Source organism: Thioalbus denitrificans, assembly GCF_003337735.1.
In the GTDB taxonomy this organism is placed as follows: domain Bacteria; phylum Pseudomonadota; class Gammaproteobacteria; order DSM-26407; family DSM-26407; genus Thioalbus; species Thioalbus denitrificans.
Window position 1 is genome coordinate 20546 of record NZ_QPJY01000011.1, and the last position, 21756, is coordinate 42301.

The 21756-nt window shown below is 70.9% G+C and carries 20 protein-coding genes; 10 read left to right on the forward strand and 10 right to left on the reverse strand.

Annotated elements, in window-relative coordinates; all coding sequences use genetic code 11:
* Window positions 1-65: 65 nt before the first annotated feature.
* The 7 genes from hflX to DFQ59_RS16520 form a co-directional block, all read right to left on the reverse strand.
* On the reverse strand, window positions 66-1355 hold the full coding sequence (hflX, locus tag DFQ59_RS16490) for a ribosome rescue GTPase HflX (protein ID WP_114280826.1): 1290 nt from the start codon (window positions 1353-1355) through the stop codon (window positions 66-68).
* 29 nt (window positions 1356-1384) lie between these two features.
* A complete protein-coding gene (gene hfq, locus DFQ59_RS16495) occupies window positions 1385-1645 on the reverse strand; it encodes an RNA chaperone Hfq (RefSeq protein WP_114280827.1) in 261 nt (86 codons plus the stop codon).
* 151 nt (window positions 1646-1796) lie between these two features.
* Window positions 1797-2702, reverse strand: a complete 906-nt coding sequence (gene miaA, locus DFQ59_RS16500) for a tRNA (adenosine(37)-N6)-dimethylallyltransferase MiaA (RefSeq protein WP_114280895.1) — start codon at window positions 2700-2702, stop codon at window positions 1797-1799.
* Window positions 2703-2744: 42 nt separating this feature from the next.
* Window positions 2745-4541: a DNA mismatch repair endonuclease MutL gene (mutL, locus tag DFQ59_RS16505; RefSeq protein ID WP_114280828.1), complete on the reverse strand. Its 1797-nt coding sequence runs from the start codon at window positions 4539-4541 to the stop codon at window positions 2745-2747.
* 430 nt (window positions 4542-4971) lie between these two features.
* Window positions 4972-6294, reverse strand: coding sequence for an N-acetylmuramoyl-L-alanine amidase (locus DFQ59_RS16510; RefSeq protein WP_114280829.1), 1323 nt, complete (start codon window positions 6292-6294; stop codon window positions 4972-4974).
* Window positions 6295-6594: 300 nt separating this feature from the next.
* The gene (gene tsaE, locus DFQ59_RS16515) at window positions 6595-7065 is read right to left on the reverse strand and encodes a tRNA (adenosine(37)-N6)-threonylcarbamoyltransferase complex ATPase subunit type 1 TsaE (RefSeq protein WP_114280830.1); all 471 of its coding nucleotides are present in this window, start codon (window positions 7063-7065) and stop codon (window positions 6595-6597) included.
* Window positions 7062-8549 carry an NAD(P)H-hydrate dehydratase gene (locus DFQ59_RS16520; RefSeq protein WP_114280831.1) on the reverse strand — a complete coding sequence of 496 codons (1488 nt, stop codon included), beginning with the start codon at window positions 8547-8549 and terminating at the stop codon, window positions 7062-7064. The genes tsaE and DFQ59_RS16520 overlap by 4 nt, the downstream gene beginning before the upstream one ends.
* Window positions 8550-8975: 426 nt before the next feature.
* Here DFQ59_RS16520 and queG point away from each other — a divergent pair, with 426 nt between their 5' ends.
* The gene (gene queG, locus DFQ59_RS16530; protein WP_114280833.1) at window positions 8976-10085 is read left to right on the forward strand and encodes a tRNA epoxyqueuosine(34) reductase QueG; all 1110 of its coding nucleotides are present in this window, start codon (window positions 8976-8978) and stop codon (window positions 10083-10085) included.
* A gap of 51 nt (window positions 10086-10136) precedes the next feature.
* Here the strand turns inward: queG and orn are convergent, their stop codons facing one another.
* The gene (orn, locus tag DFQ59_RS16535; protein WP_245937302.1) at window positions 10137-10730 is read right to left on the reverse strand and encodes an oligoribonuclease; all 594 of its coding nucleotides are present in this window, start codon (window positions 10728-10730) and stop codon (window positions 10137-10139) included.
* Between the two features lie 135 nt (window positions 10731-10865).
* On the opposite strand from orn, the gene DFQ59_RS16540 reads away from it, so the two are divergent.
* From DFQ59_RS16540 to DFQ59_RS16570, 7 genes are all read left to right on the forward strand, one after another.
* A complete protein-coding gene (locus DFQ59_RS16540) occupies window positions 10866-12113 on the forward strand; it encodes a M48 family metallopeptidase (RefSeq protein WP_114280835.1) in 1248 nt (415 codons plus the stop codon).
* 27 nt (window positions 12114-12140) lie between these two features.
* A complete protein-coding gene (locus DFQ59_RS16545; RefSeq protein WP_114280836.1) occupies window positions 12141-12428 on the forward strand; it encodes a c-type cytochrome in 288 nt (95 codons plus the stop codon).
* Between the two features lie 32 nt (window positions 12429-12460).
* Window positions 12461-12826: a 4a-hydroxytetrahydrobiopterin dehydratase gene (locus tag DFQ59_RS16550; protein WP_114280837.1), complete on the forward strand. Its 366-nt coding sequence runs from the start codon at window positions 12461-12463 to the stop codon at window positions 12824-12826.
* Between the two features lie 172 nt (window positions 12827-12998).
* Window positions 12999-14009 (forward strand): small ribosomal subunit biogenesis GTPase RsgA, encoded by a 1011-nt coding sequence (gene rsgA / locus DFQ59_RS16555; RefSeq protein WP_114280838.1) that lies wholly within the window; start codon window positions 12999-13001, stop codon window positions 14007-14009.
* A 110-nt stretch (window positions 14010-14119) separates the two neighbouring features.
* Window positions 14120-14935 (forward strand): sulfurtransferase, encoded by an 816-nt coding sequence (locus DFQ59_RS16560; RefSeq protein ID WP_211314979.1) that lies wholly within the window; start codon window positions 14120-14122, stop codon window positions 14933-14935.
* Between the two features lie 6 nt (window positions 14936-14941).
* Window positions 14942-15811 (forward strand): archaetidylserine decarboxylase, encoded by an 870-nt coding sequence (gene asd, locus DFQ59_RS16565; protein ID WP_114280840.1) that lies wholly within the window; start codon window positions 14942-14944, stop codon window positions 15809-15811.
* A 40-nt stretch (window positions 15812-15851) separates the two neighbouring features.
* A complete protein-coding gene (locus DFQ59_RS16570; protein WP_211314980.1) occupies window positions 15852-17024 on the forward strand; it encodes an NAD(P)H-dependent flavin oxidoreductase in 1173 nt (390 codons plus the stop codon).
* Between the two features lie 246 nt (window positions 17025-17270).
* Here DFQ59_RS16570 and epmA read toward each other — a convergent pair whose 3' ends face one another.
* Window positions 17271-18233 (reverse strand): EF-P lysine aminoacylase EpmA, encoded by a 963-nt coding sequence (gene epmA, locus DFQ59_RS16575; protein WP_114280842.1) that lies wholly within the window; start codon window positions 18231-18233, stop codon window positions 17271-17273.
* Window positions 18234-18285: 52 nt separating this feature from the next.
* Window positions 18286-18858 (reverse strand): elongation factor P, encoded by a 573-nt coding sequence (gene efp / locus DFQ59_RS16580; RefSeq protein WP_114280843.1) that lies wholly within the window; start codon window positions 18856-18858, stop codon window positions 18286-18288.
* 146 nt (window positions 18859-19004) lie between these two features.
* Between efp and epmB the strand changes: the two genes are divergently transcribed.
* Window positions 19005-20009, forward strand: coding sequence for an EF-P beta-lysylation protein EpmB (gene epmB, locus DFQ59_RS16585; RefSeq protein ID WP_114280844.1), 1005 nt, complete (start codon window positions 19005-19007; stop codon window positions 20007-20009).
* 116 nt (window positions 20010-20125) lie between these two features.
* Complete coding sequence (locus DFQ59_RS16590; RefSeq protein WP_114280845.1) at window positions 20126-21754, forward strand: hypothetical protein; 1629 nt, start codon at window positions 20126-20128, stop codon at window positions 21752-21754.
* Window positions 21755-21756: the final 2 nt, after the last annotated feature.

The following is a 21756-nucleotide window of genomic DNA, read 5'->3' on the forward strand; positions in this document are numbered from 1 at the left end:
CCGGCAGCAGCCGGCTCGGAATGTGGAATTCTATGGGTCAAGAGCGGGTGCCGCAAGGCACGGCTTCAGCGGGCGAGGCCGGCCAGCCGCTCCTGGTGCCCCTCGCGGGAGGCCAGCTGGTCGAGCTGGCGGCGCGGCAGCTGCACCTCGATGCGCCAGCCGCCGTCCTCGGCGTCGCTTTCCGCCAGCACCGCCCCCAGCTCGAACAACCGCGCGCGGAGACGTCCCGCGGTAGGCGGCAATTCGACCCAGCCGCGCACGACTTCGCCCGCCAGCAGCTCAGACAGCGCCTGGCGCAGGAGTTCCAGACCGGCGCCCGTGGCCGCCGAGATCCAGACCCGGCACGGACGCCCCTCCCCGTCCCGCTCCAGCCGCGGCTGCACGTCCGCAAGTGCGTCGATCTTGTTGTAAACCTCCAGCTGCGGGAGGGTATCGGCGCCGATCTCCGCCAGCACCTGGTTGACCTGGCGGATCGCCGCGTCGCGCTGGGGGTCGTGGGCATCCACCACCTGCAGCAGCAGCGTCGCCTCCAGGGTCTCCTCCAGGGTGGCGCGGAAGGCCGCCACGAGCTCGTGGGGCAGGTGGCGGATGAATCCCACCGTGTCGGCCAGCACCACGTCACCCACCTCGGCCAGCCGGATGCGGCGCAGGGTCGGGTCGAGGGTGGCGAAGAGCTGATCGGCGGCATAGACTTCCGCCCCCGTCAGGGTGTTGAACAGGGTGGATTTGCCGGCGTTGGTGTAACCCACCAGGGACACGGTGGGCACCGTGGCGCGGCGGCGGGCCCGGCGTCCCTGGTCACGCTGGCGGCGCACCTTTTCCAGCCGCCGGTGAATGGTGCGGATGCGCTCGCGCAGCAGCCGGCGGTCGGTCTCCAGCTGGGTCTCGCCGGGACCGCGCAGGCCGATACCGCCCTTCTGCCGCTCCAGGTGGGTCCAGCCCCGCACCAGCCGGGTGGCGAGGTGCTCCAGCTGGGCCAGCTCCACCTGCAGCTTGCCCTCGTGGGTACGGGCCCGCTGGGCGAAGATATCGAGGATCAGGCCGGTCCGGTCGAGCACGCGGCACTGGAAGGCCCGTTCCAGGTTGCGCTCCTGGGCCGGTGACAGCGCGTGGTTGAACAGCACCACCTCCGCCTCCCCGGCCTCCACCTGGAGCGCCACCTCTTCCACCTTGCCGGTGCCGATGTAGTACTTGGGATCGGGCTGGGTGCGCGAGCCGGTCACGATGGCGACCGGCTCGGCACCAGCGGATACTACGAGACGCTCGAACTCCTCCAGATCCTCGCTGACGGAATCGTTCGGAAGCTCGAGGTGGACGAGAACCGCCCGTTCGCCGCCGCGTGGACGCTCAAACAAGCGAACGACCCCGCTGCGACATGCGGGCCTCAGGCATTACCCGGTTCAGGGCTGTCGCCGCCGCCATTCGCCGGCGGGGCGATGCGGATGTTGCGCGCCGGGACGATGGTGGAGATGGCATGCTTGTAGACCATCTGGCTCACGGTATTCTTGAGCAGCACCACGAACTGATCGAAGGACTCGATCTGACCCTGGAGCTTGATGCCGTTGACGAGATAGATGGATACCGGCACCCGTTCCTTGCGGAGGGTGTTCAGGAAAGGGTCTTGTAGGGACTGCCCTTTTGACATTGCGTATTCTCCTTATTATGCACGGGTACGGCTGCATGGAGCCGGGCCGGTGCTGAAAACTGCGGCCTATTAAAAAAGCCTGTGCAGACCACAGGCGCTCACAAAAAAACGGCAAGGGAATAGAAGTATAACTTAATTCTATACCTCTCCCCTATATGGTGGAGCCGTTGAGGATTTTCAAGACCTGTTCGATTGGATTCGACCCCAGGCTGTCGACCCAGTTCACTCCGGGCCAGCCGCGCAGCCAGGTAATCTGGCGCTTGGCCAGCTGGCGGGTGGCCGCGATGCCCCGCTCCACCATCTCCCCATGGCCGATCCGCCCCTCCAGGTATGACCACACCTGGCGGTAACCCACCGAGCGCATGGAGGGCAGGCCGGGATGCAGATCCCCGCGCCGGCGCAGACGCTCCACCTCAGCCTCGAAACCGGCGGCGAGCATGGCGTGGAAGCGCTGCTCGATGCGCTCATGGAGCACGGCGCGCCGGGCCGGTGCCAGGGCGAGGGGCACGGCCTCCACCCCCGGCTGCGCGGTGGCGTGCTCGGCCCACAGGGCGGACAGGGGACGGCCGGTCAGCTCCCACACCTCCAGCGCCCGCTGGATGCGCTGGGGGTCGTTGGGGTGGATGCGGCGGGCCGCCTCCGGATCCACCCGCGCCAGCCGGGCATGGAGGGCGGCCAGCCCCTCGGCCGCCAGCTCCGCTTCCAGGCGGGCGCGCACCGCCGGGTCGGCCGCCGGCAGGTCGGAAAGACCGGCCGCCAGGGCGCGGAAATAGAGCATCGTCCCCCCGACCAGCAGTGGGATGCCGCCCCCGGCGCGGATGGCCTCCATCTCGCGCAGCGCATCGCTGCGGAACCGGGCCGCGGAGTAGGACTCGGCCGGATCGAGGATGTCGATGAGCCGGTGGGGCGCCTCCGCCAGCAGTTCCGGGCCCGGCTTGGCGGTTCCGATGTCCATCTCCCGGTAGACCAGGGCCGAGTCGACGCTGATGATGCTGCAGGGCAGACGGCGCACCAGCTCCACCGCCAGGTCGGTCTTGCCCGAGGCGGTGGGGCCCATCAGGAAGATGGCCGGCGGGGGACGGCGGGGGACGGTCACCGCTCAGCGGCCGCGCAGGAACAGGGCGTCGAGCTCGGCCAGCCCCAGCTCCACCCAGGTGGGACGGCCGTGGTTGCACTGGCCGCTGCGCTCGGTCCGCTCCATGTCCCGCAGCAGGGCGTTCATCTCCGGCAGGGTGAGCTGGCGATTGGCCCGCACCGAGCCATGGCAGGCCAGGGTGGCGAGACCCTCGTTGATGCGCTCCTCAACCCGGCGGCTGGTGCCGTGCTCGAGCAGGTCGGCCACCAGGTCGCGCACCAGCTGCCCGGCGTCGGCGTCCCGCAGCAGCGCCGGCACCTGGCGCACCACCACGCTCCCCGGCCCGCTGCGCTCCAGCCCGATCCCCACCCCCCGGAAGAAGTCGGCCTGGTCCTCGGCGCAGCCCGCCTCCCGCTCGCTGAGGCGCACCGTCACCGGCACCAGCAGCGGCTGGCTGCGGATTCCCTCCCCGCTCTCCAGCGCCGCCTTCATGCGCTCGTAGGTGATGCGCTCATGGGCGGCGTGCATGTCCACCAGCACCAGCCCGCGGGCGCTCTGGGCGAGGATGTAGATGCCGTGGATCTGGGCCACCGCGTAGCCGAGCGGCGGCATCTGCGGCTCCGCCTCCACGTCCGGCGGGGCGGCCGGCGCAACGGCGCTTCCCGCTAGCGGTGGTGGCGCCACGCTCGCCGCCCCGGCCCGGGCGAGTTCCCCATAGGGATCGCCCGCCGGCTCGCGGAGGTTCAGCGCCATGGTCCGCCGGGATACCGGCCAGGCCGCCGCCGGGGTCGGGCTCGCGGCGGGCTGGTGCTCCGGGCGGCCGGCGCGGGCGCCGGCCAGCGCCTCGTGCAGGGCGCGGAACAGGAAGTCGTGCACGCTGCGCCCGTCCCGGAACCGCACCTCGTGCTTGGTGGGGTGGACATTCACATCCACCCGCTCCGGGTCCAGGGTCAGGAACAGCACGAAGGCGGGGTGGCGGCCGCCGTAGAGGACGTCCTTGTAGGCCTGGCGCACGGCGTGCCCCACCAGCTTGTCGCGCACCATGCGGCCGTTGACGAAGAAGTACTGCAGATCCGCCTGGCTGCGGGAGAAGGCCGGCTCGGCCACCCAGCCGTCCAGATGCAGCCCGGCGGCCTCCACCGCCACCGGCAGGGCGTGCTCCAGGAACGCCTGGCCGCAGGCGGCCGCCACCCGCCGGTCCCGCTCCACGGAGCCGGACGCGGCGCCCAGCTCCAGCACCCGGCGCTGGTTGTGGCTGAGGTTGAAGGTGACATCGGGGCGCGCCAGGGCCAGGCGCCGGACCAGCTCCTCGATATGGCCGAACTCGGTCTTTTCGGTGCGCAGGAACTTGCGCCGCGCCGGGGTGTTGAAGAACAGGTCGCGCACCTCCACCGTGGTGCCGCGGGGGTGGGCCGCGGGGGCGGGCGGACGCTCGGCGCTGCCCTCCACCTCGATGCGCCAGCCCTGCGGCAGCGCCTCGGTCCGCGAGGTCAGGGTCAGCCGCGACACCGAGGCGATGCTGGCCAGCGCCTCGCCGCGGAACCCGAGGCTGGCCACATGGGCGAGATCGTCCACTTCGCTGATCTTGCTGGTGGCATGCCGGCTCAGGGCCAGGCCCAGGTCGTCGGGATGGATGCCCTGGCCGTCGTCGCGGACCCGGATGAGGCGTACCCCGCCCCCCTCCACCTCCACCTCCACGCGCCGGGCGCCGGCATCGAGGCTGTTCTCCAGCAACTCCTTGACCACGGAGGCCGGCCGCTCCACCACCTCGCCGGCGGCGATCTGGTTGGCGACCCGGGTGCTGAGCGGATGGATGCGCATGGCGGCGGAACGGACTTCGGCGGCGATTCAGGCGCTACAGGATAGCACGGGGCCGACCCGCGGGAGCAGGCAGCGGCTGCCCCCCGGCCCCGCGCCCGGCCACGGAGGATGCAACCCATCATCACGACATGAAGGCCACGGGGAAAAGCGAAAGGAAATCAACCGCAGATTACGTTGATTGACGCTGATTGCTTGGTGCCCGGAGCCTGGTCGCACTGCTGAATCACAGGTTGGTAAGGCCGGCGGCATCGGGGGGGCGCCCTTGAACACCCGCGTCGGAATGGTCGGGGGGCAATCCACCACATCGACGGCATAATCTGCGTAAATCAGCGTAATCTGCGGTAAAAAGTCCTTTCCTTTCGTGACCTTCGTGCCCTCGTGGTGAGAAACGGGCGCACTCCCGGCGGGTGAAGAGACAAGCAGGGCCGGATCAGCCGTCGCTGGCGGCGGGGATGGCGAGTTCCTGGCCGACCCGCAGCATGTCGCCGGTCAGGCCGTTGCGGCGGCGCAGGCTGTCCACGCTGACCCGGTACTGGGCGGCGATGCCCGAGAGGGTCTCGCCGCGGGCCACCGCGTGGCGGGTGGGCTGGGTCCGGGCGAGGAGGGTTCCGGGAGGCGGCTTGCGCTGGAAGTACTGGCGCACCCCGGTCAGGATGGCCTCGGCGAGCCGCCGCTGGTGGCCGCGTTCGCGCAGCTTGCGCTCCTCCTCGGGGTTGGAGATGAAGGCCGTCTCCACCAGGATGGAGGGCACGTCCGGGGACTTCAGCACCGCGAAACCGGCCTGCTCCACCCGGCGCTTGTGCAGCGGATGCAGCCGGCCGAGATTGCCCAGCACCGCGTCCCCCACCTCCAGGCTGCTCTCGATGGTGGCCGCCTGGGAGAGATCGAGCAGCACCGAGGCGAGCAGCTGATCCTTGTCGTCGAGGCTCACGCCCCCCACCAGGTCGGCTGAGTTCTCCCGCTCCGCCAGCCAGCGCGCCGCTTCGCTGCTCGCGCCCCGCTGGGAAAGGGCGAAGACCGAGGAGCCGCGGGCGCGGCGGTCGGTGAAGGCGTCGGCATGGATGGAGATGAAGATGTCGGCACGATGCTCGCGGGCCTTCTGCATGCGCTGGCGCAGTCCCACGTAGTAGTCGCCGTCGCGGATCAGCACCGGGCGCATGCCCGGCTCCTTCGCCACCAGCTGGGCCAGCTCCCGGGCCACCGCCAGGGTGACATCCTTCTCCCGGGTGCCGCGGCTGCCGATGGCGCCGGGATCCTCGCCGCCGTGACCGGCGTCGATGGCCACCACCAGCTCGCGGGGCTGCGCGGGGGACGGCTCGTCCGCCACCGTGACGGGGGGCCGGGTGGCGGCCGCGGCGGTCTCGTCGGCGTCGAAAAGATCCACCACCAGCCGGTGTCCGTACTGCTGATTGGGCTTGAGCAGGAACGACTTGGGCCGCACCGCCCCGTTCAGGTCCAGCACCACCCGCAGGTCGGAGCCGTTGCGCACGCCACTGCGGATGGCGCTGAAGAAGCGGCTTTTCGTACCGGACCCGATGGGCTCGGCGAGGCCGGCGCCGGCCAGATCGATGACCAGCCGGGCGGGATCCTCGAGACGGAAAATCCGGTGTTCCAGGGGACCGCTCAGGTCGAACACCAGGCGCACGTTGTCCGGGGCTTCCCATACCCGCAGCCCCTGGACCTGCACGGAACCGGCCTCGGCGAGCGCCGGAACGCACAGCAGCAGTAGTGCGACAGCTCTGAGAAATTTCATGAACTTCGGCCCGCGAACGGTTGCTTCCTTTGATTATTTAAACCCATGCCGCGGGATTTTCAAGTTTTCTCAGCGATTACCGGAAGATACATCACAAATTTCGAAGAATTGATGAGGTCCGGCGGCAGCCTGGCCCGCGGCGGCCTCAGGCCCCCAGGAGCCTGTCGGACTTGAGACTGATCTACTGCGCCGGCGGGACAGCGGTCCATATGAGGCCGATTTTTCGTTACATAGACCCACTATGCGCCTCAAAATCGGCCCCATCTGTCCTCGCTCTCCCACTCGACTCGCTACGATCGCTCAAGTCCGACAGGCTCCCAGGCGGGCGAGAAGCCGCTCGCCGCGGGGCGTGCCGGCCCGCAGCATAGCCCGGCGGGAGCGGTCGGCATAGGCCAGGTTGATCTCCAGGTCGGGAGCCGGGAGCGCCCCTTCGCCCCGTTCCGGCCACTCCACCAGGCACACCGCCTCCGCCCCCAGGTAGTCGCGCAGGCCGAGATAATCGAGCTCCTCGGGGTCCTGCAGGCGATAGAGATCGAAGTGGTAGACCCGCCGCCCCTCCACCTCGTAGGGCTCAACCAGGGTGTAGGTGGGGCTCTTCACCCGGCCGCCATGGCCGAGGCCCTGGAGGAAGCCGCGGGCCAGGGTGGTCTTGCCGGCGCCGAGGTTGCCGTGCAGGAAGATGATCGCCCCTTCCCGGCAGACCCGGGCCAGCGCCGCCCCCAGCGCCAGGGTGGCGGCCTCGTCGGGCAGGTGGCGGGTGAGCCCGGTCACGGGTTCACCCGCCGGCGCAGGTGGGGCAACAGGTCGGTGGCGAGCAGGCCGCGCTCGCCGCCGGCCGCGGCCGCGGCGTCCGCGGCCCGGGCGTGGAGACAGACCCCCAGCTCGGCGGCGACCCGGGCCGGGATTCCCTGGGCCAGCAGGGCGCCGATGATGCCGCCGAGCACGTCGCCCATGCCGCCGCTGGCCATCCCCGGATTGCCCGCGGGGCAGACGCCGGGGGTTTCCGCCGGCCCCTGCACCAGGGTGCCGGCTCCCTTCAGGACCAGTACGCCGCCGTAGCGGGCCTGCAGCGCGGCGGCGGCGGCGAAGCGGTCCGCCTGCACCGCGGCCGCCTCGCGGCCCAGCAGTCGGGCCGCCTCGCCCGGGTGGGGGGTGAGCACCCAGTCCGACCGCTCGCGGGGTGCCTCCACCAGCAGGCCGAGGGCGTCGGCATCGAGCAGCAGGGGCCGGCCGCTGTCGAGCACCGCCTCCAGCAGCGCCCACGCCCACGCCGAGCGGCCCAGCCCCGGCCCGGCCGCCACCACCGTGGCGCGTTCGAGGAGCGGGGCGAGCGCGGCCACGCCGTCCACCCCGTGGGCCATGATCTCGGGCCGCGCCTGGGCGACCAGCGCCGCGTGCTCCGGATGGGTGGCCAGGCTCACCAGGCCGGCGCCGGCGCGCAGCGCGGCCTCGGCGGCCATGCGCGCGGCGCCGGCCATGCCGGGCGCCCCGCCCACCACCAGCAGGTGGCCGAAATCGCCCTTGTGGGCGGTGCGGGGACGGGGCGCGAGCCAGGCGGCATGGTCGTCGGCATCCAGAAGGCGGGCGGAGGGCCCGAGGGCCGCCGGCACCGCGGCGGGAACGCCCAGGTCGTCGTAGACCAGCCGGCCGCAGCGCCCGGGCCCGGCGCCGGTCACCAGGCCCTGCTTGAGGCCGATGAAGGTGACGGTGACCCGGGCGGCCACGGCGCGGCCGAGCACCGCGCCCGTGTCGGCATGCAGCCCCGAGGGGATATCGAGCGCCAGCACCGGCCGGCCGCTGTCGTTCAGGGCGTCGATTGCCGCCGCCCACACCCCCTCCACCGGACCGTCGAGTCCCGTGCCCAGCAGTCCGTCCACCAGCAGGTCACAGTCAACCGGGGCGCCGGCCTCGAATCCCACCGGCTCCACCCCCGCCGCCCGCAGCCGCGCCAGGGCCGCGTCCGCATCGCCCCCGGCACGGGGACCGTTGCCCACCTGCCAGGCCGTGACCTCGAGTCCCGCCTCCCGGGCCAGCCGCGCCACCACGTAACCGTCGCCACCGTTGTTGCCGCTGCCGCACAGCACCCCCAGGCGGCGGCTCTCGGGCCAGCGTGCGCGCAGGACCCGGAAGGCCGCGGCGCCGGCCCGTTCCATCAGGGTGGCGCCGGGGATGCCATGGACCTCGATGGCCAGGCGATCAAGCTCCCGGACCTGGTCGGCGCGGTAGAGGGCTGTGGGCAGGCGGGTGGTGGGCATGGGGTTCGGTTTGCGTGCGCTCCGGCGCTCGGCGGTTCCTGCATTCCTGGTATGAGGGATGCCGACCCGGATCCCGGCCCGGGCCGCGAAAGGGTCAGGGTCAGTATACTAGTGTAGTGCGTCACTCTTGGAGGTACTTTCAGAGCCCCCCGAAAGTGCCAGGACAAGGCGCAGTGCGCAGGCAATGGTTGTTCCCTTGTCAAGCGCTGCAACGCCGTCATGGTGCTTTCGGGGGGCTCCCTGCGGGCGCGCCGCCGGCCGGCCATCTGCGGCGTTGCGCTTGCTTGAAAGGGGGCCTGCCCTTCCTGCGCAAGCGCGCCTTGCATCTGACCGGCCGGCGACTCGCTGAATGTGCCTCCAAGAGTGACGCACTACACTAGCCTACGGCGCCCCACCCCACGACCCGCACCGGAGACCCCGACCACCGTGCCCCCGCCCGCCCCCGACCAGCTTGCCGACCTGGCCCGCGCTATCCGGCGCTGGGGTGTCGATCTCGGCTTTCAGCAGGTGGGCATCGGCGGGGTGGATCTGGACCGGCACGAGGCCCGCTTCCTGCACTGGCTGGAGCGGGGCTTTCACGGCGAGATGGAGTACATGGCCCGCCACGGCACCCGCCGCAGCCGCCCGGCCGAGCTGGAACCCGGCACCGTGCGGGTCATCAGCGCACGCATGGACTACTGGCCGCCGGGCCGGGACGCGGTCGCCGTCCTGCGCGACCCGGCACGCGGCTATGTCTCCCGCTACGCCCTCGGGCGCGACTATCACAAGCTGCTGCGCAAGCGGCTGGCGCGGCTGGTGGAGCGGGTGAGGGAAGCGGCCGGCGGGTTCGGCGCGCGGGTGTTCGTGGACAGCGCTCCGGTCCTGGAGAAGGCCCTGGCCGAGCAGGCGGGACTGGGCTGGATCGGCAAGCACAGCAATCTCATCCACCCCCGGGCGGGCTCCTGGTTCTTCCTCGGGGAGATCTACACCGACCTGCCGCTGCCGGTGGACGACGCCCCCACGGGCAACCACTGCGGCACCTGCGCCGCCTGTATCGACGCCTGCCCCACCCGCGCCATCGTCGCGCCCTACCAGGTGGATGCCCGGCTGTGCATCTCCTACCTCACCATCGAGCTGCACGGGCCCATTCCGCCGGCGCTCCGCCCGCTGCTGGGCAACCGCATCTACGGCTGCGACGACTGCCAGCTGGTGTGCCCCTGGAACCGCTTCGCCCGCCTCACCGGCGAGGGCGACTTCGCCCCCCGCAACGACCTGGACGCGCCGGAGCTGACGGCGCTGCTGGGCTGGGAGGAGACGGAATTCCTGCGCCGCACCGAGGGCTCGCCCATCCGCCGCATCGGCCATGAGCGCTGGCTGCGCAACGTGGCGGTGGCCCTGGGCAACGGAGCGGCCACCCCGGCGGCGCTCGCCGCCCTGCGGGCGCGGCTCGCCCACCCCTCGGTGCTGGTGCGCGAGCATGTGCAGTGGGCGCTGGAGCGGCTCGACCGGGCCGCCGCCGCGGCGGGGCCCGCCGGGGGCGGCGGCCCGGGTCCATGACACCGCGACCGCGCCCGGCCGGCGCAACTCCCGGACCAGGGGCGTCCGGGGCTACTCCGCGTCCGCGGCGGCCCCGTCGCGAAACGCCGGCGGGGGCTCGGGGGCGCGGATGAAGTGCTCGCGGTAGTAGCGCAGCTCGGCGATGGATTCGCGGATGTCGTCCAGGGCGCGGTGGGTATTGGCCTTGCTGAACCCGTCCAGCAGCCAGGGCGACCAGCGCCGCACCAGCTCCTTGAAGGTGCTCACGTCCAGGTTGCGGTAGTGGAAGTACTGCTCCAGCTTCGGCATGTGGCGGGCCATGAAGCGGCGGTCCTGGCAGATGGAGTTCCCGCACATGGGGGACTTGCGCTGCGGCACGTGGCGCATCAGGAACTCCAGCGTCTGCTCCACCGCGTCGAGCTCGTCCAGGCGGCTGGCGCGGACCCGCTCCACCAGGCCGCTCACGGTGTGGGTGCGGGTGTTCCACTCGTCCATTCCCGCCAGCGCCGCGTCACTCTGGTGGATGGCCAGCACCGGGCCCTCGGCCACCACGTTCAGCTCCTTGTCGGTCACGATGGTGGCGATCTCGATCACCACGTCGCGATCGGGATCGAGCCCGGTCATCTCCATGTCGACCCAGACCAGGTTCTCGGGATTGGGCTTGATCATCCGGAAACTCCCACTGAAAGCCGTTGCGGAACATCCCCCCGACATCGGCGGGGGCGCCTGCGCCGATGGGCGCGCGACGCGGCGGCCGGGCACCGCTTGCGGGCGTCACGGCCCTGCGCCATGATGTGAACGATGAATGCATTTACGCTGCTGTTCATCCTGCTGGTGCTGCTGGAGGCCGCCATCCGGGCGTGGCTGGCGCGGCGCCAGGCCGGCTGTGTCGCCCGTCACCGCGCCGAAGTCCCGGCACCCTTCCGCGACCACATCCCGCTCCCGGCCCACCAGAAGGCGGCTGACTATACCATAGCCCGGATGCGCCTCGGGCTCATCGACCTGGCCGTGGGCAGCCTGCTGCTCGTGGCCTGGACCCTGGGCGGCGGACTGGAGCTGCTCGATCGCGGCTGGCGCGCCCTGGAGCTCGGCCCGGTCGCCACCGGCACCGGCTTCCTGCTCAGCGGGGTGCTGCTGATGGGGCTGCTGGAGCTGCCCCTGTCCGCCTGGCGCACCTTCGGCATCGAGCAGCGCTTCGGCTTCAACCGCACCACGCCGGCCCTGTTCCTGGCCGACGCCCTGAAGAGCGCCCTGCTGCTGCTCCTGCTGGGCGGACCGCTGGCCTGGCTGGTGATGGCCATCATGCACGGCGCCGGGGCGACCTGGTGGCTCTGGGTGTGGGGGGTATGGGTGGCCTTCAACCTGTTCCTGGCCTGGGCCTTCCCCACCTTCATCGCCCCGCTCTTCAACCGCTTCCGGCCGCTCGCGGACGAGGCGCTGCGCCGCCGCATCGAGGCGCTTCTGGAGCGCTGCGGCTTCGCCAGCCGGGGCATCTTCATCATGGACGGCTCACGCCGCTCCAGCCACGGCAACGCCTACTTCACCGGGCTCGGGCGCAGCAAGCGCGTGGTCTTCTTCGACACGCTCATCGAGTGCCTGGAGCCGGCCGAGGTGGAGGCGGTGCTGGCCCATGAGCTGGGCCATTTCCGCCGCCGGCACGTCCTCAAGCGCATGGTCTTCAGCAGCCTGCTGAGCCTGGCGGGGCTGGCGCTGCTGGGCTGGCTGACGCAACAGCCCGGCTTCTACACGGGGCTCGGGCTGACGCAACCCTCTCCCCACGCCGCCCTGATGCTGTTCCTGCTGGTGGCCCCGCTGCTCGGACTGGCAATCCAGCCGCTGGCCGCCGCGGTCATGCGCCGCCACGAATTCGAGGCCGACGACTTCGCCGCCCGGGAGGCGGGCCCCGAGCCCCTGATCCGGGCCCTGGTGAAGCTCTACCGCGACAACGCCAGCACCCTGACCCCCGATCCCCTCTACTCGGCCTTCCATGACAGCCATCCCCCCGCCCCCGTGCGCATCGCCCATTTGTCTAGTAAAATACTTGGTTAAAGCCTGTCGACGACCCGGAGGTCTCCCATGTTCCGTACCCCGATTGCCGCTCTTGCCCTGCTGCTGGCAGCCGCTCCGGCGCTGGCGGCCGACGGCCGGGCGCTGCACGACGAGAACTGCCTGAGCTGTCACGCCTCCCTCACCGGCGGCGACCCGAACACCCTCTACACCCGTCCGGACCACAAGGTCACCTCCCTGGACGGGCTGCGCAAGCAGGTCCACCGCTGCGAGCTGAGCCTGGGGCTGACCTGGTTCGACGACGAGGTGGACGCGGTGACCGAGTATCTCAACCGCAATTTCTACAAGTTCAACTGAACCCGACCCGACCACAACCACGTGAACCCGCCATGACCGAATTGACCCGCAAACGCTGCCTGCCCTGTGAAGGGGGCGTGGATCCGCTGACTCTCGACCAGTCCCGCGAGCTCCTCGCCCAGGTGCCGGGCTGGACCCTGAGCGAGGACGGCAGGGAGCTGAGCCACACCTACAAGTTCAGGAACTACTACGAGACCATGGCCTTCGTGAACGCCATCGCCTGGATGGCCCACCGCGAGGACCACCACCCCGACCTGGAGGTGGGCTACAACCGCTGCCGGGTGCGCTACAGCACCCACGCCATCGGCGGGCTGTCGGAGAACGACTTCATCTGCGCGGCCAAGGTGGAGGCCCTGCTGGCGGATCCCGAGACCGCCTCGCTCAACTGCGCGATCTGAGTGACGGGTGACGGGTGACGGGTGACGGGTGAGCCGGAGGTTGCCGTTGTCGCCTTCACCCATCACACTTCACCCGTCACCGCGGCTGCAGACCGCCACACCGCATCCTGCCTCCCTGTTATCCTTCCACCCGTCCCGGTGATCCACATTTGAGCGCAGCGAAATCCGCCCCATGGCCAAACGCAGGCTGACCCGGCGCCAGTCCTGGCGTATCGAGAAAATCCAGCAGGAGCGTCAGGCGCGGGCACAGCGCCGGGAGGCCCATGTGGAGACGCTGCTGGAGGATGAGCACCTGGGCCCGGAACAGGAGGGTCGGGTGATCGCCAGCTACGGCGCCAGCGTCGACGTGGAGGACCCCGCGGGCGGCCTGCACCGCTGCCATCTGCGCCAGCACCTGGGCACCCCGGTCTGCGGCGATCATGTCGCCTGGCAGGCGGGCAGCCGCGGCAACGGCGTGGTGGTCGCCATCCGGCCCCGCCGCAGCGCGCTGATCCGCGAAATGCCCGATGGCGGCGAACGCCCCATCGCCGCCAACCTCGACCGGCTCGGGGTGGTGATCGCCACCCGGCCGACAACGCCGATGGGGCTCATCGACCGCTACCTGGTGGCCGCCGAGCACCTCGGCATCCACCCCTTCCTGGTGCTCAACAAGATCGACCTGCTGGAGCCCGACGCGCTGACGGAGCTCGAGGAGAGCCTCGCCGTCTATCCCCGCATCGGCTACGAGCTGATTCCCGCCAGCACCGTGACCGCCCATGGGCTGGATGCCCTGCGCGCGGCCCTGGGCGGACACACCAGCGTACTGGTGGGGCAGTCGGGGGTGGGCAAGTCGTCCCTGATCAACTGCCTCATCCCCTCGGTGGAGGCGCCTACCGCCGCGCTGTCCGAGGCCACCGGCAAGGGCATGCACACCACCACCACCGCCCGCCTCTATCACCTCCCCGGCGACGGCAGCCTCATCGACTCCCCCGGGGTCCGCGAGTTCGCGCTCGGGCATATCCCCGCCGCGGAGGTGGGGCCGGCGTTCATCGAATTCCGGCCCTTTCTCGGCCACTGCCGCTTCCGCGACTGCGCCCACCGCGACGAACCCGGCTGCGCCCTGCGCGGCGCCGTGGACAGCGACGCCATCGATCCGCGGCGCCTGGCGAGCTATCACCGCATCGTCGCCTCCCTCGCCGGGTGAGAGCCGGGGCAGTGCAGATTGAGGCCGCACCGGGGGCAAAACACGGGTTTCTTACAACGGACCCCGATTTCCGATAAAATTGAATGTCTTTGTGTTCCCCTGGAGTCCTGGTGACTGACGCCCCCCTGCCCCCGCTCATCGAGCCCGAGGCACTGGAAGCCCTGCTCGGCCGCGACGATCTGCTCATCGTCGACCTGAGCCGCAGCGATGTCCACGCCCGCGCCCACGTGCCGGGCGCCGTCCACCTGGAGTACGGACGCCTCGTGCTGGGCGCGCCCCCCGCACCGGGGCGGCTGCCCAACCCCGGGCGCCTGCGGCAGGTGCTGGGTGAAATCGGCGTCTCCCCGGAACGACCGCTGGTGGTCTACGACGACGAGGGCGGCGGCAAGGCCTGCCGCCTGCTGTGGACCCTGTCGCTGTTCGGCCTCGGCGGCAGCCTGCTGAACGGCGGACTGCACGCCTGGGCCAACGAGGAGCACCCCCTGGAGCAGGCCCGCAACACGCCTGCGCCCACCACCATAGACACCCCGTTCGATCCGTCCCCGGCAGTGGAGGCCGATTACCTGCTGGCCCGCCTCGGCGACCCGGAGCTGGCGCTGCTCGATGCCCGCAGCGCCGAGGAATTCAGCGGCGAGCGGCGCTACGCCATGCGCGGCGGACACATCCCGGGGGCGGTGAACCTGGACTGGCAGGCCAGCCTCGACCCGGACCGCAACCTGCGGCTGCGGCCCGAGTCCGAGCTGCGCGCGTTGCTCACGGGGCGGCACATCACCCCGGAACGGGAAGTGGTCTGCTACTGCCAGACCCACCACCGCTCCTCCCACAGCTGGTACGTGCTCAAGCTGCTGGGCTACCCGCGGGTGAAGGGCTATCCCGGCTCCTGGGCCGAGTGGGGCAACCGCCTGGACACGCCGGTGGAGGAGTGAAGCCTGGTGCTTGATCGCCTGCTCTGCCTGCCGCAGCACCTGCTGCCCCAGCACGCCCTGTCCCGGCTCGTCGGCCGGCTGGCCGAGTCCCGCAATCCCTGGGTCAAGGACCGCTTCATCGGCTGGTTCGCGCGCCGCTACGGCGTCGATCTCGGCGAGGCGGCGCAACCGGATCCGCGCGCCTATCCCGATTTCAACAGCTTCTTCACCCGCGCGCTGCGTCCCGGCGCCCGGCCACTGCCGGAGCCGCCCGGGGCGGTGGCCTGCCCGGTGGACGGGGCGGTGAGCCAGGCCGGCGCGGCAACCGGCGGCCGGCTGCTGCAGGCCAAGGGGCACGACTACACCGTGGCGGCGCTGCTGGGCGGGGACCCGCGGCTGGCCGCGCCCTTCCTTGGCGGCAGCTTCGCCACCCTCTACCTGTCGCCGCGGGACTACCACCGCATCCACATGCCCCTGGACGGGCGCCTGGTCACCATGCTGCACATCCCCGGGCGCCTGTTCTCGGTGAATCCGCTGACCGCCCGCGGCGTGCCGCGGCTGTTCGCCCGCAACGAGCGGGTGGTCACCCTGTTCGACACCGCCGCCGGCCCCATGGCGGTGGTGCTGGTGGGGGCGGTCATCGTGGCGAGCATCGAGACAGTCTGGGCCGGGATCATCACCCCGCCCAGCAGGCGGGAAATCCGCCGCTGGGACTACCCGCCCGGCGAAGTGAAGCTCGCCCGCGGCGCCGAGCTGGGCCGTTTCCGCCTCGGTTCCACCGTGATTGTCCTGTTCGGTCCGGGCGCGGTGGCACTCGAATCCAACCTGGCCTCCGGCGCCGAGGTCCGCATGGGCCAGCCGCTGGGCTGGCTGTCCGGCGCTGGCGATGACGCCTGAGCCGCCCATTCTGTCTGTTCAATCCCGAGAGGTTCAGCACGTGATCAAGAGCCTGTTTCCCGAACTGTCCATCCGCGGCAAGCGCCTCCTGCCCGTTATCCAGGGCGGCATGGGCGTGGGTGTCTCCGCCCATCGGCTGGCCGGTACGGTGGCACGCGAGGGCGCGGTGGGCACCATCGCCAGCATCGACCTGCGCTGCCTGCATGCGGACCTGATGGAACGCACCCGCCGCTCCCGTGACGCGAAACTGATCGATGCGGCCAACCTGGAGGCCCTGGACCGGGAGATCCGCACCGCCCGCGCCATCGCCGGTCCCGAGGGCTTCATCGCCGTGAACGTGATGAAGGCCGTGGACAAGCACGCCGACCTGGTGCGCCAGGCCTGCGAGAGCGGTGCCGACGCCATCGTCATGGGCGCGGGCCTGCCCTTCGACCTGCCCGACCTGGTGGCCGGACACGAGGACGTGGCGCTGATTCCGATCCTCTCCGAGGAGCGCGGCGTGCGCGCGGTGCTGAAGAAGTGGATGCGCAAGGGCCTGCTGCCCGATGCCATCATCATCGAGCACCCCCGCTACGCCGGCGGCCACCTGGGCGCGACGCGCATCGACGAGGTGGCCAGTCCGCGCTTCGATTTCGGGCGGGTGTTCGACGAGGCGCGGAAGATGTTCACCGATCTGGGCCTGGCCATGGATCGCATCCCCCTCATCGCGGCCGGCGGCGTCAACTCCTTCGAGCGCATCCGCGAGATATTCAACTGGGGCGGCAGCGGCGTCCAGCTGGGCACCCCCTTCGCGGTCACCGAGGAGGGCGACGCCCACATCAACTTCAAGCGCATCCTGGCCGAGGCGCTGCCCCAGCAGGTCGTCACCTTCATGAGCGCCGCCGGCCTGCCGGCCCGTGCCGTGCTCACGCCGTGGCTGGAGAAGTACCTGAACCGCGAGGAGAAGGTGCGCGCCCGGGCGACGGCCGAGCGGGCCAGCTGCGCCGGCCATTTCGAGTGCCTGAGCCACTGCGGCCTCAAGGACGGCAACCCCAGGGCGGGACAGTTCTGCATCGAGCGGCAGCTGGCCGCGGCGGTGGAGGGCAACGTGGAGAAGGGGCTGTTCTTCCGCGGCTCCGAGCCGCTGCCCTTCGGCCCCGACATCCGCCCGGTGCGGGATCTGCTGGAGTACCTGCTGACGGGGCTGCGTCCCGCCGGGCACCACCCCGCGTAGAAAAATACCGCTGAAAAGACCTTCGGACCACGAAGGCACGAAGGTCACGAAGGTCACGAAGGTCACGAAGTGGAATTGGATGACGGGTGATGAGTGAGGGACAGGACGACGTCTTCCCCATCACCCATCACCCATCACCCATCACCCGTCACCCGTCACCCGTCACCACCCACAACTCTGGGAACCGGCAACTGCTGACCGCTACCTGCATCATCTGTTATCCGCTCCCCGCCCCGCGGGATTCCATCAGGCCCGCTCCACTGGGAACGCCAGGACCTCGTCGATGTGGCCGGCGCCGAGCGCCAGCATCACCAGCCGGTCGAAGCCCAGCGCCACCCCGGCGCAGGGCGGCAGGCCCGCCTCCAGCGCCTCCAGCAGGCGTCCGTCCAGGGGCACGGCGGGCAGGCCCATGGCCACCCGCCGCTCCAGGTCGGCCCGGAACCGCCCGGCCTGCTCCCGGCCGTCGGTGAGTTCGTGGTAGCCGTTGGCCAGCTCCACCCCCTCCACGAACACCTCGAAACGCTCCGCCAGCGGCGGCTCGCCCGGGCGGATCCGGGCCAGGGCCGCCTGGCTGGCCGGAAAATCGTGCAGGAAGGTGGGGCGCCCCCGGCCCAGCGCCGGCTGCACCCGGTGGGAGAGCAGCAGGCCCAGCCAGCCGTCGCGGTCCTCCGCCGCCAGGCCGCAGCCGGCGCCGAGCTCGCCCGCCGCCCGGCGCAGGGTGCTCACCTCGTCCCGGTGGGGGTCCACCCCGGCATGGCGGCCGAACGCCTCGGCATAGGTGAGCCGCTCCGCCGCCGGGGCTCCGAGCAGCGTCCGCAGCAGGGCGTCCACCTCGTCCATCAGCCCATGGTGGTCGAAGCCGGGGCGGTACCACTCCAGCAGGGTGAACTCGGGATTGTGGTGGCGCCCCACCTCGTCGTCGCGGAACACCCGCGCCAGCTGGTAGACGGGACCGCTGCCGGCCGCCAGCAGCCGCTTCATGGCGAACTCGGGCGAGGTCTGCAGGTAGAGGGTGCGGCCGTCGGGGGAGCCCGGACCGTGCAGCCGCGTGGCGAGGCTCGCCAGGTGGGGATCGGTGACCGGTGCGGCGGCCAGCGCCGGGGTCTCCACCTCCAGCACGCCGCGCGCCGCGAAAAAGGCGCGGGTGCGGGCGAGCAGCTCGGCGCGCCCGCGCAGGGCCTCGAGGCTGGCGCTGGGTCTCCAGTTCATGGGGCGGGCGCCCGGGGCGGGACTCGGTCCCGCCCCGGTTTGCCGGAGGCTCCTACTCTTCCTTGGCGCGCGAGACGTACTCGCCGGTGCGGGTGTCGATCCTGAGCAGCTCGCCGATCTGCACGAACAGCGGCACGCGGACCACGGCCCCGCTCTCCAGGGTCGCCGGCTTGCCGCCCCCGCCGGAGGTGTCGCCCTTGAGACCGGGATCGGTCTCGGTCACCTTCATCACCACGAAGTTGGGCGGGGTCACAGACAGGGGCGCGTCGTTGTAGAGGGTCACGGTGCAGACATCCTGCTCCTTGAGCCACTTGGCCGCATCGCCCACCGCATCGGGCGCGGCGGCATACTGCTCGAAGGTGTCGGGCACCATGAAGTGGTAGAACTCGCCGTCGTAGTAGAGGTACTGCATCTCCACGTCCACCACGTCGGCGCCCTCCAGGGTTTCGCCCGACTTGTAGGTGCGCTCCCAGATCCGCCCGGTCTTGAGGTTGCGCAGCTTGACGCGGGTGAAGGCCTGGCCCTTGCCCGGCTTCACGAACTCGCACTCGGCGATGGCGCAGGGTTCGCCGTCCACCATCAGCTTCAGGCCGTTCTTGAACTCGTTGGTGCTGTAAGTCGCCATAGTTCGGAGCTACTCGATAGGTTGTCGAATGAATGCGGGTGTCCGGCCGGACGCCGGCGGCAGGAAGTGAAAAGGCTGGGCGGAACCGCTAAGATTCGCCCACTTCCTCGCCACAGCCCGGCCCGGCCTGTCAAAAAATTCCGCCAATGATACCGCGAACCCGTCCCGCTTGGCAGACCGGCGGCTGGCAACAGCAGCTGGCGGAGGCCCTCGGCGACCCGGAGGAACTGATCCGGCGCCTCGCCCTCGACCCGGGGCTGCTGCCGGCGGCCAGGGCCGCCGCCACCGCCTTCGGACTCAAGGTGCCCGAAGCCTACCTGGGCCGCATCCGCCCGGGCGACCCCCATGACCCGCTGCTGCGCCAGGTGCTGCCCCTCGGCGCCGAGCTGGAACCGGCGGCCGGCTACGTGGCCGATCCGCTCGGGGAGAACAAGGCCATGCCCGTACCGGGGCTGCTGCACAAGTACCGGGGGCGGGCCCTGCTGGTGGTCACCGGCGCCTGCCCGATCCACTGCCGCTACTGCTTCCGCCGCCACTTTCCCTACGCCGAGGCCAACCCTTCACGCCAGGAATGGTCGACCGCCATCCACTGGCTCGGCATGAATCCGGAGGTACACGAGGTGCTGCTCAGCGGCGGCGATCCCCTCTCCCTGCCCGACCCGAAGCTCGCCATGCTGGCACGGCGGCTCGCCGCCATCCCCCACCTGCGGCGGCTGCGCATCCATACGCGCATGCCGGTGGTGGTCCCGGACCGGGTGACCGCCGAGCTGATCGCCTGGTTCACCGGAACCCGCCTGCAGCCGATCATGGTCCTGCACTGCAACCACCCGCGCGAGCTCGATGCCGGGGTGAGCGCGGCTCTCGGCCGGCTGCGCGAAGCCGGGGTCACGCTGCTCAACCAGGCGGTGCTCCTGCGGGGCGTGAACGACGCGACCGACACCCTGGCGGAGCTGAGCGAAGCCCTCTTTGCCGCCGGCGTCCTGCCCTACTACCTCCACCTGCTCGACCCGGTGGCGGGCGCGGCCCACTTCGAGGTGCCGGTGGACAGGGCCCGGCAACTGCACACCGGGATCCGTGATCGGCTGCCCGGTTACCTCGTGCCGCGCCTGGTGGTCGAGCGCCCGGACGCCCCCGCGAAGCTGCCGCTCTGAACCCCTCCCGCACGGGCACCGGACCCGGCGGGAGATGTTTCCTGTGCGTGCCTGATTCACAGAGTTGCGGCCACCGGCCGCTATAATCGGATGGATACGGTCAGGCAGGAGCGGGCATGGACGGCAGGAACGGACCCATCGGGCTGTGGACACCCGGGACCGACGGCGGGACCGGCGTCGACCTCGGGCGTCGCAGCCTTCAGACGTGGCTGGAGTCACTCCCGCTGAGCGACGCCGGCGCATCGGCAGGACCCCTGGTGGCGCGGCTCGCGGGCATCAACCGGCAACGGGCCGAGGCCCGGGAACGGTTCGACGCCCTCGAGCTGCTGCGGCCCGTTGCCCAGGAAATCGCCGCCACCCTGCAGGCGGACTCGCTGCGGCCTTCCGCCCGCGGCATACCCCTTCCCGAGGCCCAGGCGCTCCAGCGCGAGCTCAGCGACGGCTACAAGCTGGTGGCCGAAGCCCAGGCCGGCAGCCGTTCACTGTTCCAGGATCGGATCCTGGTGCCGACCGCCCTCCAACGCGCCCTGTATCACCTGAGCGAGCGGCTGACCTGCGCCTGGAGACGCTATGATCGCCTCCCCGCGCGAACCTGGCTCGATATCCACCGCATCTATGACTACGCCACCCGGGAAGGTCACGCGGCAACCAGGATCAAGGACGCAATGGTCCCCGGAACCGGCGAGACCAGCATCGAGGACACCTACAAGCGCATCCTGCTGCTGGCGCTCGCCAACCCCTATGCCCTGCGGCCCCAGACGCTGGAACGGCTCCAGCAACAGCTCTGGCTATGGTCTGACTCGGCCCGGATCCAGGGTCCCTACGGGCGCGACGGCCTGTTCCAGATCACGCTGGGGCTGGACCTGCCGCCCACCCACCGCTACACGGACCCCCAGCCCGGGGAGGACACCCGCATACTCGACACCACGGAGCTGGTGCAGCGGCTGGAGCGCCTGCTCTCCCAGGGCGAGCACACCGCCTCGCCCCAGCCCCTCTCCGGAACCACGCTGCGGCACCTCATCCATGCCTGGGGTGAACAGCCGGTGCGGAGATTCCCGCGGGCGGAACGGGTGCTGCGGCTGGAGGTGGTGCTCGGCCTGAGCACGACCCATGGTCTGCTGGAGCGCCAGGAGACGCAGGGACGCGGTCGCGGCGCGGGGACCGGTTCCGGGGGTGCGGGCAACCCGGTCCTGCGGCGCAGCGAAATCCCCGTCCGCAGCGGTGACGGCCAGCCCACCGGCACCGCGGGCCGTATCTGTTCCACCCTGGATGTCAGCCTCGGCGGCTACTGTCTGCGCTGGGAGGGTGATCGCCCACCCGGCCTGCAGGTAGGCGAAGTGGTCGCCCTGAGCCGCCCCGACAACCCGGTCCTGTCCCGGCGCTGGTACGTGGGCGTGGTGCGCTGGTTGCAGCAATCCCGGGACGGGGCGCTGGCGGTCGGGGTGGAACTCCTGGCCCCCGGCGCCCGTCCGCTCGAGCTCAGACGCCTGCGGCAGGGCGAGAATGCCGCCCTGCTCAAGGGGCTGCTGCTGCCCGAACTGCGCAACGTGGGCCAGCCCGCGAGCCTGCTGCTGCCGGGCAGCGGCTACCACGGCGGGGAGCCGATCGAGCTGCGCCGTGAAGGATTCACCATCCGGGTGCGGCTGCACGAAGGCATTGCCGGCAGCGACAGCTATCGACAGTTCACCTTCGAATTTGACGCGGGCCCCCCTGCCGAAGGTGATACCCTCCAGGCGTTCCGCTAACA